This window comes from Nostoc sp., from assembly GCF_036917355.1.
Lineage (GTDB): Bacteria > Cyanobacteriota > Cyanobacteriia > Cyanobacteriales > Nostocaceae > Nostoc.
Window position 1 is genome coordinate 1 of the sequence record NZ_JBALDP010000086.1, and the last position, 17,073, is coordinate 17,073.

Below are 17,073 nucleotides of genomic sequence, written 5' to 3' on the forward strand. Positions count from 1 at the left end.
CAATCAATTTTAGCGATCGCAACACCTGTCTAGTTTCTCATTTTTCATATCTAGCAAGCTTTTCGCCGTTTTCTATCCGTCGAACTCACGTTAAACTTGCTAATTTGGCATGAATGAAGAGAGAATCTATCAGTCAAGTCAAACTAACTCTCCAAAACGCAATAGTGGATGTTACCGAATTAGTCAAAGTTTCAATTATTCTCTTGGTTCTGGCTACAGGAGTAGCTTTGCTATCCCGGCGGTTGGGAATTCCTTATGTTACGGGTTTAGTATTAGCAGGTTTGCCAATTACTGAGTTATTGTCTCGTCGGATTGGTTTAAATCCAACCCTTGTTTTGAATCTTTTCTTGCCAATTCTGATCTTTGAAGCTGGTATTAATACAGATGTCAGCCGCCTACGCAGCACCTTTAAACCAATTGCCCTACTAGCTGGGCCAGGGGCTGTGATTTCCAGTGCGATTATTGCCGTCCTGTTGAAATTTGTCTTGGGACTGAGTTGGATACCTGCATTATTTGTCGGAGTAATTCTGGCAAACACTGATACTGTTTCCATGATTGCTGTATTTAAGGATATACCAGTGCCCTCCCGGCTTTCCACTATCGTTGAAGGGGAAACCCTATTCAATGATGCCGCTGCTCTGGTTTCCTTCAACCTGATTGTGCAAGTATATTCAACAGGCTCACTCACATTTGTAGAGGGAATCCAACAACTGCTATTTATCTCTCTAGGAGGCTGCGTTATAGGGTTAGTCTTGGGCTACTTGAGTATACCTGTATTCGCCCGTTTAGATGATGCTCTGAGCAGTCTTTTGCTGACAGTTGCAGTTGCATTAGGAACTTTTCAGGTTGGGCAATTTCTTGGTGTATCAGGCCCTGTGGCCGTAGTTGTCGCTGGATTGATTTTCGGGAATTTTGGGCTTTCTCGCAATACTTCTGCTTCTAGCCGCATTACCTTGTTGAGTTTCTGGGAATATGCCAGTTTTACTGTCAACACCTTTATTTTTCTGTTGATTGGTGTAGAAATAAATTTGATAACGCTCTGGAAAACTTTACCTGCAATTCTACTTGCAGTTTTGGCTTATCAAATCGGGCGAGTTCTTACGGTGTATCCGTTACTAGCAGGGATTCGTTGGATTGACCGCCCAATTCCGCTGCGCTGGCAACATTTACTGTTTTTAGGCAACATTAAAGGTTCACTCTCAATGGCTCTGGCATTGAGTTTACCTACAACACTGCCAGGGCGAGAAGTTTTGATAGCTATAGTCTTCGGCTGTGTGCTGGTGTCGTTAGTGGGACAGGGTTTAAGTTTGCCTTGGGTGGTAAAACGCTTAAAATTATCTAAATTTTCTGAAGTTCAACAACAGGTTGAAGAGTTGCAAGCCCAGCTGATGACGGGTAAGGCGGCACAAGATGAATTAGATAGCCTGTTAAAATCAGGGGTATTACCAAAAGCCGTTTATGAGGAGATGCGTTCAGCTTATCAGGTACGAATTGCCGGTGCAGAAAAAACACTGCGGGAACTATATAATCGTCGCCCTGATGAGGTGGAAGGTAGAAGTGGCAAGAGCAGTAAACTTGAAGCTATTCGCCGACGTTTACTGCTGGCAGAAAAAGGAGCGCTCAATGAGGCAATGCGAAAGCGAATTCTCTCAGAAGAAATTGTGCGCGGGCGGATACAAACTCTTGATGAACAATTACTGAAATTAGAAGATGATTAAGTAGTTGTTGGATATGGGGCATCCTTGGGCAATTATAGCGTGAACATTTACTCCTGTTTTAAAGGTGGTGAATTTAAGAAACCACTATTGACGAAATATGATAAGTATTTCTCTAGGAGTTTAGCATCCATTGGTGGACAAACAATTGCAGAATCTGCCAATCCATTGAGGGTATTCTGATAGTCATAATCAACTGTGTTTTGATATAACTCCATGATTGTCAAAGAATTTTGATAGACTTTTTCAGACATCATCGGTAAAAGCGGATGTAAAACATTTTCCTGAGAGTGCCTGAAATTTGCAATTAGCTCATCTTTCCACTGAGTATATGGTAACTTCTTGAGTTGATAACCATAAGAACAAATAAATTCAAAAAGCTCCATGATTCCAATATTTTGGTCTGGTGGCGGTACTATATGGAAAGCCCTTCCTAGAGATTCTTGTTTTTTGGATAAATGGACAATTGCTCTGCTGGCGTAATCCACAGGAATCAATTCTTCTTTTTGATCTATGAGTTCTGGATAACTACCAAGCTGTATGCATCCTTTAATAATTCTCGGCACAAAAGCATCTTTTGTATGAGCAATAGCTGTACTGCTATGTCCCATGAGAAATCCTGTTCTGTAAATGCTAACAGGTATTCCCCTAGACTTGGCAACCCATACAAGATTTTCAGCTACCCATTTGGTTTGAGCATAGCCAAGATCCAGAGCAACATAGTCTTTACAAGACTCGATGTTATCATCTTCATAAACTACTTTTTGTCCTGTAAAATGGCTGATTGCACCAAAAACAGCAATAGTAGAAATGTAATGCATTGGTTTAATTTTGCCCATACAAGCTAATCTGAGAACTTCTTGAGTTCCAAGAACATTGGATTCTTTGATTACAGAGTATGGTTTAGCAAAATTGACTTGGGCAGCACTGTGATAAATAGCATCAATTTGCAGAGCCAGTTTTTCAAACTGTTTGTTAGGAAGACCCAAGTATGGCTGTTCTAAGTCTCCCGGAATTGCAATCACATGAGAGCTAAAGTTTGGGTGATGAAGGGAATATTTTTCTAAGTTTTGTTGAATCTTTTTTAATCCTTCATGCTCGTTCGGAGAGCGCACTAGGCAGTATATTTTTGCTTGAGTTTGATGTAGCAATTCATCAAGTAAAAAAGCCCCCAAAAAGCCTGTAGCTCCTGTAAGAAAAACATGACGCAATTCATCGATCTTAGCAACAGGTCTTCCTTGAGCATCGATCGCGGGATCGAGTACTACCTCAGATTTTAGATCGATCGCACTGGTTAAAGCAGAAGCGCCATCTCGACGCACTGTCTCTATTACCTGAGCCAGCGCTTCTATAGTGGATTTTTCAAACAAGCTTTTTAGAGGTAAATCTACTTGAAAGGTTTCTCTCACAAAAAAAATCAACTGAGATGCTAGCAGAGAATTACCGCCAAGCTCAAAGAAATTATCGCGAATCCCAACTTCTGCGATCGCTAGAACTCTGCTCCAAATTTCAGCCATTTGTGACTCAATCAAAGTACGAGGTGCGACAAATGCTGCTTCCAAATCGCTTCTACCTATTTCAGGCTCTGGTAGACTGCGAATATCTATATTGCCGTTGTATACTCGCTTAGTTTGCCGATCGCCAGGGAATGTTAACAGAGGTAAGTTGGAAATTGTCTGGTCTGGGTTAAAGACAATACTCTGTAATAGAGTAGAAAAATTTTCCACCATCAGAGCGATCGTCTCAGCTTTAAATAGGTCAGTATTATATTCCAAGTTGCCCGATATCCCTGCTGCTGTCTCACACAGTTCGAGATATAAATCGAACTTGGATGTCCCGTTATCAATTTCCAGACGGTTCATTGTCAATCCGGGAACAGTCAGCTTAGGTCTTGGGGTATTCTGAAGATGAAACATCACTGAAATCAGTGGATTCTGGTTCAAGTCCCGCTCAATCTGTAGAGCATTAACTAGCTTCTCAAACGGTAAATCTTGGTGAGTATAACCCGATAAAGCTACTTCCCGCACTCGGCCTAACAACTGTCGGAAACTTGGGGAGCCGGACAAGTTGGTTCGCAATACCAAAGTATTGAGCAAAAACCCAATTAGTCCTTCTAATTCAGAACGGTGGCGGTTGCTAATCGGAGCACCTACTAAAATGTCTTCTTGCCCTGTGTAGCGAAATAGGAGTGTCTGAAATGTTGCCAACAAGGTCATAAACAAGGTAGTACTCTCTTGGCGCGAGAGAACATTGAGGGCATCTGTTAGGGATTTGGGGATAACAACCGATTGACGCGCCCCCTGATATGTTGGCTCTAATGGTCGTGGATAATCGGTGGGCAATTCTAATATGGGTAGACTACCACTCAAATGTTGCTGCCAATAAGCAAGCTTATTATTTAAAATTTCACCTTGCAGCGACTGGCGTTGCCAAGCTGCAAAGTCAGCATACTGAATAGCTAAGTCAGGAAGAGGAGAGGGGTTGCCAGTGGAAAAAGCTTGATACAGAGTTGACAGTTCCTCGAACAAAACACTTAAAGACCAATCATCACAAAGAATATGGTGTAGGTTGAGGAGGAATATATGTTCCTCTGAACTCAATTGCAGCAATGTTGTTCGCAGCAATGGCCCTTGAACTAAATCGAAAGGACGTTGGGCTTCTTCAAGGATGAGCTGGCGGACTTGAGATTCCCGATCGTCTGGAGACAGCCCTTGGAGGTTCACCACTAAGAGTTTGATGGGAAAAGTTGAGTGGATAACCTGTATGGGTTGTCCGTTCAAACTGGAATAGGTAGTTCGGAGGATTTTATGGCGGTTGATAATTTCATTCAAACTCTGTTCTAATATTGTGGCGTTGAGTACACCTTTGAGGCGAAAGGCTTCGGGAATATTGTAAAAAGCATGATTGGGTACTAACTGGTCAAGAAACCACAACCGTTCTTGCCCAAAGGAAAGTGGTAAATCGCCATCGCGCCCAATGGATTGTATTGGCACAGAACATCCTATGTCTTCCTGTTGTGCTTGTCTAATGCTGTCAGCTATTTCAGAGATGGTGGGCGCTTCAAAGAAATGCCGCATTGGTAGCTCAACTTGAAAGATATCGCGGATACGGCAGAGGATCTGAAAGGCTAGTAAGGAATGTCCTCCCAACGCTAAGAAATTGTCATGGACGCCAATGTTTTTTAGACCCAATACATTAGACCAAATTTCTGCTACTCGTTCCTCAATAGGAGTGCGAGGAGCGACAAACTTCTCATTTGCATTCAAAGTTTGAACGGGTGCTGGAAGCGCCTTACGATCGACTTTTCCGTTAGCTGTTAAAGGTAAAGCACTCAATTGCACAAAGCGAGAAGGGATCGCGTAGTCGGGCAATTTCTGTTTGAGAAAACGGCGTAAATTACCAACATTCGTATCTGATGATTCTGGCTTGATAACTATGTAAGCTACTAGGCGTTGGTCGCCAGGGGAAAATTCTTTAGCAATCACTACAACTTCTTGCACATCAGGATGTTGCCACAGTGCAGTTTCAATTTCTCCTAGCTCAATACGGAAGCCGCGAATCTTTACTTGTTGGTCAATGCGCCCAATATACTCAATGTTGCCGTCTGGTAAGTAACGAGCTAAATCGCCTGTTTTGTAGAGGCGTTGTTTGTTAACCATTTGCTTGGTGTCTCCACCAGGCTCAGTAATAAATGGGCTGGGGATAAATCGCTGATTTGTCAGTTCTGGACGGTTGAGATAGCCTCTGGCTAGTCCCTCGCCGCCAATGTATAGTTCTCCAGACGCACCTGTGGGTACTATCTGCATTTGTTCGTCCAACAGAAGACAGTATGTGTTGGCGATCGCACGACCAATGGTTACAATGCTGTCACCTTTCTTCACCAAGGCAAATGTGGAATAGGTTGTATCTTCCGTAGGTCCGTATAAATTAAAGACTTTTTGAATATTGTCCAACGTATATATCTGCTGCACCAAACGATTTTGCAGAGGTTCACCTGCTAAGTTAACGATGCGAACAGAAGCGGGTATACCTTGAATTCTCAGTAACTCTGCGATCGCAGATGGCACTGTATTGATTAGAGTGACTTCTTGAGCGGCAGGTAAGGTAGGTAAATACAAGGCATTTTCTGCCAAAATCACCTTACCACCCAAACTGAGGGGAACAAATATTTCAAAAACTGAGAGATCGAAGCAAATAGATGTTGCGGCCAGTACTCCAGCTAGATCCTCTGTTGTAAAAACTTCTCTGGCCCAATGCAACAGAGCGACTGTGCTGTGATGTTCAATAGCTACCCCTTTCGGTTTACCAGTCGAACCGGAGGTGTAAATTACATAAGACAGGTTTTTATCTGTCACTAGACAGGTTAAATTCTCCTGACTTTGTTGAGTAATTGCCTCTTTATCGCTATCTAGACAAACTATATGGGCCTGATGCTCTGGAAGCTTTGAAAGTAAATTTTGTTGTGTCAGCAGTATCGATAACTGTGAGTCCTCTAGCATTAAAGCTAAGCGTTCTGAGGGATAGGCTGGATCTAAGGGGACATAAGCTCCGCCTGCTTTGAGGATGGCTAATAGTCCAACAATCATTTCTAGCGATCGCTCCAGGCAAATGCCAACTAGAACCTCTGGTTTGACATTTAAGGTCTGTATATAGTGCGCTAGTTGATTAGCTCGCTGGTTAAGTTCTTGATAAGAAACTTGTTTGTCTTCAAAAATGACCGCAATTTGCTCAGGTGTTTTTTCTACTTGATATTCAAACAACTGATGGATGCATATATCATTTACATAAACTGCTGGATTTTGATGCCATTCCAGAAGCAGCTGGTCTACTTCTATCTTGGGTAGACTGAGGTCTTGTTGAGAACTTTCAGTAGAATTTTTCATGACAAAATAGTGGTTTTTGATAGCACTACTTTATTCACAAATACCTAAATTGGCTAGTCACAATGAAAAGTTTCTACTTGGTATGAGTTTAGAGGAATGAAAGCAGAGTAGGCATTTCGTAAGAATGAATTGTTCAATAGACCTGTCTTGAAAATAAGGCAGGAGGAAAAGACATTTTCATTAGACCTCTTGCAAAAATATATTTTTGCACTCTTAGGGAAAAGGGACTCATGTTAAAGGGGGAAGGGGAAAATACAAAACCTTTCCCCCTTCCCCCTTACCCTTTTCCCGACTTCTGCAAGAAGTCTAATAGATAGGGAGAACAATCTCAAATTCAGTTCCCTCAGTGGGCTGAGAACGCACAGTTAAAGTACCGCAATGTTGTTGGATAATAGAGTAGCTAACAAATAACCCCAAACCTTGACCACGACCAACGGGTTTTGTAGTGAAAAATGGTTCAAAAATCCGCTCATGCAGACTTACAGGAATCGTACTATCTGTATTAGCGATCGCAATTCGTAACCATTGACGATCTATCACTCCAGTACGAATCCGAATTTCTGGATGTTCGCTGCTTTGGGCATTATCTCGAATCGCATCAATGGCATTGTTAATAATATTCAGGAAGACTTGATTCAACTGACTAGGATAGCAAGTCACCAGAGGTAGATCGCCATACTCCTTAATGACGCGCACTTCGGGTTGATTTTCAGAAGCTTGTAAGCGATGTTGCAAAATTAACAGCGTGCTTTCAATACCACTGTGTAAATCTACAGCTTTGATTTCGGCTTCATCTAAGCGAACAAAGTTGCGTAAACTCTGGACAATTTTGCTGATGCGATCGCTACCAACCTTCATAGATTCTAAGGTTTGATTGGCATCCTCAAACATAAAATCAAGCTCAATTTCCTCCTTCATCGCTTGAATAGCTGCATTAGGTTGGGGATATTCCTGCTGATAAAGCATCAGCAAACTCATCATGTCTGCAAGATAATTTTCCGTATGGATGAGATTACCCTTGATAAAATTCACTGGATTGTTAATTTCGTGAGCAATACCAGCTACCAATTGACCGAGGGATGACATTTTCTCGCTATGAATTAATTGTCCTTGAGTTTGCTGCAATTTTTTCAAGGTCTGCTCTAAATCTTGGGCTTTTTGGTTGAGAGCTTGGGTTTTGTGTTCTACCTCTGCTTCTAGGGTGTAAGAATAGTTTTCGGTTTGTTGATACAGACGGGCATTTTCCACAGAGATGGCGGCTTGACTAGTTAGGAGTTGGAGAATCTCGATGCGATCGCTGGTAAAAGCGCCTAAAGTTAAGTTGTTCTCTAAGTACAAAATACCGCTGAGTTTACCTTGGCGACTAATGGGAGTACATAAAACAGATTTGGGTTGGTGAGTGATAATGTAGCGATCGCTAGCAAATTGCACTGCTGTACTCAAGTTTTCAAACACAGCCGTCTCTTGAGTTCTTGCGACTGCATAAATCAAACTTTGGGGAATTTCTGGGTATTGTTCCAGGGGAATTTCTAAGGTTTTTACCAGTTCTCGATCGGCTTGAGCTACAACTAACCATTGTTCCTCTTGGCAAAGAACTAAATGACCGATTTGGGCGCCAGCATTGGCGATCGCGATCTGCATCAAGGTCGCCAACAGTTTCTCTAATTCAATTTCTTGAGATATGGCTTGTGCGGCTTTCATTACCGCTTGCAAATCTAAGTATAAATTTTGGTTGCTAGAGCTTTTAGTTACACTTCTCATCAAAGTTAAGGGGATGGTTGCCGTAGATGTGATGGCAAGATTAGGCGATTGGAGAATGGCTGTTAGTAGTTGCGGATATTGTTCTTCTAAATGGGCGACTTTCGCCTTTGCACCCCAATGGGCGTAGCAGTAGTAGGCTTCTTGGATATAGTCTGCGGCCACCTTCTCTTTACCCCAAGCAAGGTAGAATTTGGCAGCTAGCTCATTGCTGAGTGCTTCTTCTTGGATATAGCCGTTTTCTTTTGCCCCCTGAATGGCTTTGTCATAGTAGGTCATTGCATCTAAATGACCCAAAATTTTTGCCCGCTCTGCTTCGACTAAATCGTATTTGTGTTGATGATTGGCGGGAGCGTGGAACGCCCACTGACTCATCAATTTCTGGTTTTCTGCAACTTTTTCTAGTGCCCATTGTTGCTCTGCCTCATTGCCATTTGAACAGGTAGCCAGGAGTGCGAGGGAGTAGTAGAAATTATGTTCCGCAAACTGCAAGAAGCCAACCATGTTTCCCCGATATTTTTCGGCTTCTTTAGCATGGATGAGTGCCTGCTCATAGTCCATAAAGATGAACAGAAGAATGGTCTTTGCCAGATGGAGCAGGAACAGAAGAGTTCCGTTTTGAGTTTCAATAAAAATCGGCAGTATTTTTCGCTCGTCGAAACTTTCCCCAACGAGTATTAGGGAATCTTCTGCTGCTCCCATCAAATTCAACACGAGCTGACGACAAATCTGCCCGAAGTAAATTTGATACTCTTGTTTGAATTTCAACAACAGATCGATGTATTTTTGCTGTTGCAGATTCACCTGCTCCAGTGTTTCACCGACGAAGAAAAGATAGTTACAGTAGGAGGCGGCGTTGTAGCAGGCATACTCTACATCACCCATTTCTAATCCAACCTGAATAGCTTCACGTAGGGGAGCGATCGTTTTACGAGCGGGTTCCCGCCAGTGCCGCACAAACACATCAAAAATGTTAATTACTTTTGCATATAATTTCCTGTCATTGAAGCGCTCCAGCAATTTTAATCCTAATTGTCCAAACCGATAGCCTCTTTCAATTCCGGTTGGGCTACCACATAAAACCAGACCATAAAAGGTGTAGCCAAATGCCGAAAATGACGAGTTACCAAATTGAATCGATAGGTTCACTAGTGTGTAAGCAATCGGTGGTAACAAATCTGGTTTAGCATTCAGGCTGGGAGTGACCATTGCGATCGCAATTCGCATGGCTGCCAACTTGTGCGGATCGAGCATCTCTGGCAGGTTCATTAAATCCTCGATCGCTAACTCCTGTGGGGGTTCTTTAAACAGCGGTTCACCCAAAAACTCCAGCACTTGTAGACAGATGTCGATTGCTGCCAGCATTTGATTTTGAGCAATGTAGAAATAGATTTTGATTTCATACATCTTCACCTTTTCCAGCAAATCCTGGGCGTGCTGAAGAACAATTCCTGAAAGCTGTTCTGCCTGCTCGAAATGGGCAGTCAGGTACTCAATTTCAGCTGCTTCTGTATAAAGGGCAAGGGTCAGGTCGTAACTATTTTCCCAACCGTTTTCTGGGAGCGCTGCCAGCCCTGCTGTGAAGTATTTACTTGCGGTTTCATAGGCGGTTGCAGCCTTAGCTTTTTGTCCTGCTTGCAGGTTCAGTTGAGCCAGTTCATGGCGTTGAGCTAGATCCAATTCTTGCAGCCTAGAGATTTCGTCACCATTTTGTGCATTCAACAATCCGGGAGAAGTTTTTTGAGTCGTCAATCTCAGACCGTAATTTAATTGATTGACAATTTCAAAAATTTTCCCTTCCCGTTCTGCTTCAGGCGTATTTGCCCACAGTTGTTGCCCGATTTTGAAGTGGGTAGACTGTTTTTGATCTTCTGGAATCAGACTGTAGGCAGCTTGTTGGACGCGATCGTGCAAGAATTTATAAGAAACGACAATCTCACCACCGCGATCGATGTTGTCTGAGTTATTTGATTGGAAGAACTTGTAGGTTTCACTAATGGGGAGAATCAGCCCTTCTTGTAACACCGTCCATAGGTTGGTCGCCATATCAACAAGTGATGTTTCAGAGATCCTTGCCAAGGTCTTCAAATCAAATTGGTTGCCAATACAAGCCGCCAGTTTCAAAACCTCTTGTGTGTCCACCGGAAGTTTCTGCAACTGCAATGCCATGAACTCTACCACTCCATCGGTCAATGCCAACTGCCGCACCGAAGCCAAGTCACATTGCCAGTAACCCAGTTCTGGCTGGAACTGAATCCAACCTTCCTCGTGCAGTGCTTTGAGAAACTGGGTTGTAAAAAATGGATTCCCTTGGGTTTTCTGATATATCAATTGTGTCAGGGGTTGAGCCAGTTCCTTGGGACAACTTAAGGTATCTGCCACCAACTGATTCACCGTTATTTCTACCAAGGGTTCCAGGGTAATCGTATTGACGGTAGCTTGGGCTTGCTGAATCTGCTCCAGCGTCAGTATCAAGGGATGAGTCGGAAAAACTTCATTATCTCGATACGCACCCAGAATGAGTAAATATCCAGAACTGGCTTCACTCATCAATAATTGCAGTAAGTTCAAAGAAGCTGAATCTGCCCATTGCAAGTCATCTAGAAACATCACCAGCGGATGCTCAGGGGTGGTGAAAACCTGGATAAATTTCTGAAAGAGCAAATTGAAACGATTTTGGACAGCACTGCCAGATAGTTCTGGGAGTGGCGGCTGTTGACCGATAATTCGCTCTAGTTCAGGAATCACATCAACGATCGCTTGTCCGTTTTCACCCACAGCCGCCAAAATTTTCGCTTTCCATGCCGCCAATTGGACATTACTCTCACTCAGCAATTGTCCCATCAGATCGCGAAAGGCTTGCATAAAGGCACTGAAGGGAATATTACGCTGCAACTGATCGTATTTGCCTTTGATGAAGTAACCGCGTTGTCTGACAATCGGTTTATGGACTTCATTGATCGCCGCAGTTTTACCAATCCCCGAAAATCCTGCTACTAGCATCATTTCTGAACTGCCATTAGCGACGCGCTCAAAAGCTTTGAGCAAGGTTGCAACTTCTGTTTCTCGCCCATAGAGTTTTTCGGGGATAATGAAGCGATCGCACACATCGCGTTGTCCCAGGACAAAGGTTTCTATTCTACTCGTTGCTTTCCATTGATCGAGACAGCATTCTAAGTCATGCTTCAAACCCAAGGCGCTCTGATACCGATCTTCGGCATTTTTCGCCATCAACTTCAATACTATCTCTGAGACGATCGCGGGAATTTCTGGATTAATGCTGTGTGGAGCGAGTGGGAGCTTGGCTAAATGACAGTGCAATAACTCCATCGGGTCATTGGACTCAAAGGGTAATTGTCCAGTCAAAAGTTCGTACAATGTCACCCCGAAAGCATAGAAATCACTGCGGTAATCAATGCCGCGATTCATTCGTCCGGTTTGCTCTGGGGAAAGATAGGCAAGGGTTCCTTCCAACACATTGAGATTTTGGATTTCCTGGGTTTCGCGGGGGAGGAGAGAGGCAATACTGAAGTCAATCAGCTTGACTTGTTGCGATTCTGGATGAATCAGAATGTTGGCAGGTTTAATATCTTTGTGGATGACTCGATGCTGGCAGATATCATGGAGAATATCGGCAATTTGTCTGGCTATTTCTAAGATTTCCTGTAACGACAGCGAATAATTTTGGGTATAATCTCGTAGGGAAATGCCGCCAAAGTCTTCCATCACCAAGGCATAGCTGTTACCGTAGGCTTCTAGGCTGTAGGGGTGGGCGATGCCAGAAATGTTGAGATTTTTGGTAATTGTATACTGGTTACGAAACTGTAATAATTCGCTAAAGGTAGGGTAGTCTTGCTGTAATAGTTTAATCACCACTGGACGCTGACTTGACTTCTGCACTGCTCGATAAACTCTTGTCTGAGAACCTCCATAGAGTTGCTCAACAATGGCATAACCAGGGATGTGCGGCAATGAATTTGAGTAGGGGATTGCTGCCAATGTCATAGTGTCAAGTTAAAATGTCTAGAAGAAGGTTACAAAGCTAATATTTCCCAAGAATTTAGCAGACTAAACATTCCGTAACTTGTATACATAATTATCTGTCTCGCCTGTCTCTGCTTCCTAAATATTAGACTTGAATCCTTACGTAAATGCTTCCTTCTTACTGCCTTTAATTTAGGACTTAACTTTTTTAATTACCCTACCAGGACTGATAAAAGAAATTCCTTGTTGAAAGTCAGTGCCAATCATGACTGCTTCCACTATCGGTTCGGATATTTCTGTTTGGGCTACCCACTCGACAATAAAGTTTGCGCCTAAACCTCCACTGGTATCATTTCTATTGATAAAAAAATCTGTAGAAGCCAGCGCATCAAGTTGAATAGGGCGCTCCAAATACTGCTTAATTAGTTTTCCTTCTGAGTTGTAGTAGCGCACAGAAGTAATAATAATCGGATTGGTCAAATCTGTATTCCGAATACTAAGCGTAGCTGCTAACTCAAAAATCTCTTGGCGATTGTGATGATAGATATGAGAGTAGACCGGAACATATAGAGTTTGACCGCTGGCTATCTTAAAATTCTGATCCAGCGTCACTGTTTTTTGCAATGGGGTTGCTGGAATGGCATTGGGTTGTGACTTGGGTGTTGATTCACAAGATGCAAGAATAATAACAGCGATCGCTAAATAAATATATCTATACAGCTTCATCAAAACTCACCAATTTTTTTATATGTGTAGCTAACCCTACCTAATAAACAGTTTAGGTAGGAACCGCGCTCAACATTTTTGTTCAATAAAATCAATGACTTGATGTAAGCATCTTGGTTTAGTCACAATCAGCACAGTTGAATGAGGTTCCAGTATTGTACTGCCGTTAGGAATCATCAAATCTTCGTGGGGATGAGATTGATAGCCAATAATTAGCGAACCAGTAGGAAATTGAGAATCCTGAGCAATTTCGGCAACGCTACGACCGGCAACATAGCAATTGTTGGGGATGGAAAGTTTCAGAACCTCAATCTGTCCCTGCTCAAAATGCATCATTGATTCTACTTGTGGATACTCAATGGCATTCACCATTGTTGAAACTGATAGTTCAACAGTACTGATAATATGGTTAGCTCCAGCTATCCGCAGTGGTTCGGCAAAATCGGGGTGGCGCATCCGACTCAAAATATGGGTGACGCCGTAGTGTTTTGCAAGAGTTACCATTGCTAAGTTTAAGGCATCACTTCTGAGGACTGCTGCCAAGGAACCGGCTTTGCGAATCCCCGCTTCTAACAATACTTCTGTACTCACAGCACTGCCTTCAAAAGCCATTGCTCCTACTTGTTCGCGGGCGTAGCGGCAAGCGATAGGGTCAATGTCAATTACAGCAACAGTATGTCCTAGTTCTACCAGTTTTTGCGCTAAACTTAAGCCGACTAAGCCTGCTCCACCGATGAGTACGTACATGATTCCTGATATTTTTTGAATTTTTACTTCAGTTTACAGGTTAACAAATAGTCATTCGTCATTTGTCATTAGTTATTGGGTATTAATTCTACTTCTACAGCGATTGGAGGTTTTTTAATTGTAATTTTTGAATTGGTATTTTTCGAGCAACTCTTTAACTTGAGCGGACACCAAAGGATGTGGATCTTTTTGTAACTGGGGGAGAATTTGCAGAAGAACGCGATATGAAACCATATTTAAATATGCGATCGCAGCTTCTCTGACAAAGCCGGTGGGATGACGCAAACTCACTAATATCTCAGAACTGGTTAGTCGGATGCGTGTCACTTGAGCATAATGAAAGCAGCAAGCTAGACACCAGTCAGAAAGGAAATTACCCAACATCAGCAATCTGTGGAGGCGATCGCTAACTATCATATTCTCATATTCTACGATCTTGGCTTCGACAAGATATTGCAATTTTTCTGCCTGTGGTCGGTTATCTAAAATATTCAGCAATAAAGATTTTGAAGACAAAGTTACGGTATGCTCTAAGATTTCTAAGCCCCGCGCTAAGTTTACCACTGAAAGCGATCGCAGATTGAAGGATGCTGCCTGCATCTTTTCTGGCGAGTAAAGCAGTTTCAGTAATAGTAGCAGCCGCTCTTTCACATCCAATTCCAATTCTAGAAGGGCGCGTTGCAATAATTCAGAGACAATTACAATCCTTTGATTGGATTGATGATTTTCTTTTTGGTCTAGTGTTTGGAAATCAATATATGCAGCGTAAATTTCACCTAAAAATTTTAATTCCTGCTTAATTAAATTTTCTACCCGACTTTCATAAAATCGATCTACTAAACCTTTAATTCCTGGTTGTTTGTGGATTTTTAGTAAGCTGCGGAGAATATGATCCCTAGTAGTACCCCAGGATATTTCCAAGTTTTCCCATAAAGTCTCTAATGCTTGCTGAGTACCGACTTGAGCAATGGTACGCCAAGCATACATCCGCACTACTTCTGGTTTGTAAATATTGGTAGCCAACCGCAACAGCATTTCTAAAGCTTCATTTTCTAGCCGCACTAGGGCTGACATGGCTGTGCTGCGGGTTGATTTGTAATAAAGTGCTGCAATTAGTGCCGAATAGTACTCTTCTAAATGGGTGGCTGAAATCATTTCTAATACGGCACAGCGCACCCGTAATGACTCATCTTGTAATAAATTCGGGATATGAATCCGCAATGCCTGCAAATAAACTGCTTCTCTCAGCGCTCTGACTCCATTCACCCGTTCCCGTTCTTGCTTATGAGTTAGCATCCGGCGCATGGTTTGAGTAGCTGCTACCTTTTGCATAGGCGTTCCCTGGCGTAAGACTAAAGCAGCGGCGGTAGCGCGGATGAGTGAGTTTTGGCGCGGGTGTAAATATCCTTCTAAAAGACTTAAATTAGGGTTTGGTTCAGCCAGCCAAACGTAGCGTAGTGCTAAAGCAAAAACTTCGGGGTTTGTTTCTTGAGATTCTTCTAACAAAGGACGGATGGCGGCTAAATAAACCGGATTTACACCTCCCATCAGCATCACTTCCAAACTTTGGCGCTGCAAATCTGGGGTTAACTTCACTAGTAGCGGGGCTAAAACTTCTGCCGCGCCTTGGGAGTCAATTTGGGCTAAAAGTTCAATGCAAGAGCGTTTATCAGCCTCACTGCCTTTTTCTGCTAAAGCTTTGACTACACCTTGTTTGAAAAATCGTAAGCCGACATTGGTTGCGCTCAAGTGACCCCGCGCCACACTCAAGACTAACAGTTCCACATAGCGCGATCGCAATTCCCAAACTACTGTTAAACAAGTGCCAGTTATCAGCATGGTTTCTGCTACCAACACCCATTTTTGTAGTGGTTCGGGTACAAACCGTCCACAAAACAAGATAGTTACAAAAATTAGCGCTCCTGTCAAACCTGTGGCGATCGCTTCGGCGGTTCCACCAGATAAAGTCTGCATCCGGCTGCGAATTCCCTCTGGAATCGGTTGGTACAGGATGGGACCGCTACTCATCACAAAGGTGTAGCGCAGAAGTTCATCAAAGAATTTGACAATTATCAAACCCCAGAAAAAGCTTTGCGATTGCATGGCTGGAATTAAATGCAGTAATATCAGCACTCCTGGGAGTGAAAAGCCGACGGTGATTGGTAAAAGTGTTGCAGTGAAAAATACCCCCATCCGTTCGATGAGTCGGCTGGAAAAAAACCACTGCAACAACAACTCACACAGTCCCAACATCCCACCAAACAGACCCAAAAAGCTTGCAAGTTCTCGGTCGCTCAAATTGGATTGGAGTTCGCGCAGATACTGAAAATCTATTAACAACCCAATAACTTGCAACAGTCCCACAAAAGCAAACAACTGCCAGACGTACCGCTTTAGCGGACTTTTAATGAAACGCTCTCGTGAAGCTTGTTGTTCAGGAACTAGTCTTTGTGGGGTTTCAGGGAAAGCTGCTCGATAGTGATGAGTTAAATAGAATAGAATCGCCGATCCTAATAAAATCACGATACAGGCGATGAGGATGATCTTATTCAACGTGGTGTATTGCACTAGCCAAGGCAAACTAAAGCCACTGATCACATCTGCTACTAAAAGACCACTACTCACGAGTGGGTAAGTCCGTTTAATCTCCCGAATATTAAATATTTGGTTGGCGACAATGGAAGTGTTGAGGTCATTGACCACATAAAGTGCATCTACCCACAGCCGCAGCAGAAATGCCGAAATCACTGCCAGGTAGGAAAAATGATATCCCCAACGTAATACAACTAATAAAACTAATGGCATCAACATGCAAGGTGCGATCGCCACAATTACCCGACGTAAGGGAAAAATCTTTTGCAGCCAAGAGTATAAAAAAACCAGTCCGGCACTCATCACCGCACTAGCAATATACATCCACGGCAGCAGGTGCGTTCCATATTCATCCAAAAACAGCGCCACCGTACTGTCTTCTGCCCACCGCAATCCTACACAGACAATTGTGTAAAAAAGAAACATTATCTGGGTTCGTTCGCTCTCCTCTGGCCGGAGATTCACCCACTGTAGTAGTCGTGGTAAAGCAACTTTATTTGCAGCCAACCAGTGATTTTTCAGTTCCATGCAGTTTTATTTTCTGGTAGTATCACCGCGCAATGGGAAGCGGAGGCAGGGGAGCAGGGTGCAAGCTTGCCGTGAGCGTAGCCGAACGGGGGCAGAGGGGAAAGAAATATATCTCCTTGTCCCTCCATGCCCTGGAAATA

6 protein-coding genes are annotated in these 17,073 nt (G+C 43.0%); 1 reads left to right on the forward strand and 5 read right to left on the reverse strand.

Features of this window, described 5'->3' with window-relative positions; genetic code table 11:
* The first annotated feature begins 164 nt into the window (after nt 1-164).
* Complete coding sequence (locus V7K53_RS27210; RefSeq protein WP_335200660.1) at nt 165-1,718, forward strand: cation:proton antiporter; 1,554 nt, start codon at nt 165-167, stop codon at nt 1,716-1,718.
* Nucleotides 1,719-1,765: 47 nt separating this feature from the next.
* Here the strand turns inward: V7K53_RS27210 and V7K53_RS27215 are convergent, their stop codons facing one another.
* From V7K53_RS27215 to V7K53_RS27235, 5 genes are all read right to left on the reverse strand, one after another.
* Nucleotides 1,766-6,598 (reverse strand): non-ribosomal peptide synthetase, encoded by a 4,833-nt coding sequence (locus V7K53_RS27215; RefSeq protein WP_335200616.1) that lies wholly within the window; start codon nt 6,596-6,598, stop codon nt 1,766-1,768.
* Between the two features lie 306 nt (nt 6,599-6,904).
* Nucleotides 6,905-12,361, reverse strand: coding sequence for a trifunctional serine/threonine-protein kinase/ATP-binding protein/sensor histidine kinase (locus V7K53_RS27220; protein WP_335200617.1), 5,457 nt, complete (start codon nt 12,359-12,361; stop codon nt 6,905-6,907).
* A 171-nt stretch (nt 12,362-12,532) separates the two neighbouring features.
* Nucleotides 12,533-13,066: a DUF3124 domain-containing protein gene (locus tag V7K53_RS27225; RefSeq protein ID WP_335200618.1), complete on the reverse strand. Its 534-nt coding sequence runs from the start codon at nt 13,064-13,066 to the stop codon at nt 12,533-12,535.
* 69 nt (nt 13,067-13,135) lie between these two features.
* Nucleotides 13,136-13,813, reverse strand: coding sequence for a potassium channel family protein (locus V7K53_RS27230; RefSeq protein WP_335200619.1), 678 nt, complete (start codon nt 13,811-13,813; stop codon nt 13,136-13,138).
* Between the two features lie 114 nt (nt 13,814-13,927).
* On the reverse strand, nt 13,928-16,933 hold the full coding sequence (locus tag V7K53_RS27235) for an MFS transporter (RefSeq protein ID WP_335200620.1): 3,006 nt from the start codon (nt 16,931-16,933) through the stop codon (nt 13,928-13,930).
* Nucleotides 16,934-17,073: the final 140 nt, after the last annotated feature.

Coding starts and splice junctions, on each gene's coding strand:
- V7K53_RS27230 (WP_335200619.1), bottom strand. CDS start 13,813: ATGTACGTACTCATCGGTGGAGCAGGCTTAGTCGGCTTAAGTTTAGCG.
- V7K53_RS27215 (WP_335200616.1), bottom strand. CDS start 6,598: ATGAAAAATTCTACTGAAAGTTCTCAACAAGACCTCAGTCTACCCAAG.
- V7K53_RS27235 (WP_335200620.1), bottom strand. CDS start 16,933: ATGGAACTGAAAAATCACTGGTTGGCTGCAAATAAAGTTGCTTTACCA.
- V7K53_RS27225 (WP_335200618.1), bottom strand. CDS start 13,066: ATGAAGCTGTATAGATATATTTATTTAGCGATCGCTGTTATTATTCTT.
- V7K53_RS27220 (WP_335200617.1), bottom strand. CDS start 12,361: ATGACATTGGCAGCAATCCCCTACTCAAATTCATTGCCGCACATCCCT.